Origin of the sequence: Leifsonia sp. SIMBA_070 (assembly GCF_046534635.1) — a bacterium.
In the GTDB taxonomy this organism is placed as follows: Bacteria; Actinomycetota; Actinomycetes; order Actinomycetales; family Microbacteriaceae; genus Leifsonia.
Genome location: NZ_JAWRYK010000179.1, coordinates 1 through 279 on the forward strand (window position 1 = coordinate 1; position 279 = coordinate 279).

The 279-nt window shown below is 69.9% G+C and carries 1 pseudogene; it reads right to left on the reverse strand.

Annotated elements, in window-relative coordinates:
• Positions 1–279 (reverse strand): annotated as a pseudogene (locus SB754_RS19915) (ABC transporter ATP-binding protein); the annotation flags it as partial.

Below are 279 nucleotides of genomic sequence, written 5' to 3' on the forward strand. Positions count from 1 at the left end.
CCTTCTCCGGATCCGTGCCGCCGGCGGCCAGCAGGCGCAGGAAGTGCGACTTGCCGGAGCCGTTGGAGCCCAGCACGCCCACCCGGTCGCCGAACCAGATTTCGGTGCTGAAGGGCTTCATCAGGCCGGTCAGTTCCAGCTTCTGCGCGACGACGGCGCGCTTGGCGGTGCGTCCACCGCGCAGCCGCATCAACACGTTCTGCTCGATCGGCAAGGCCTCGGGCGGGCCCGCTTCGAGGAACTTCGCCAGCCGGGTCTGCGCGGCCTGGTAGCGGTTGG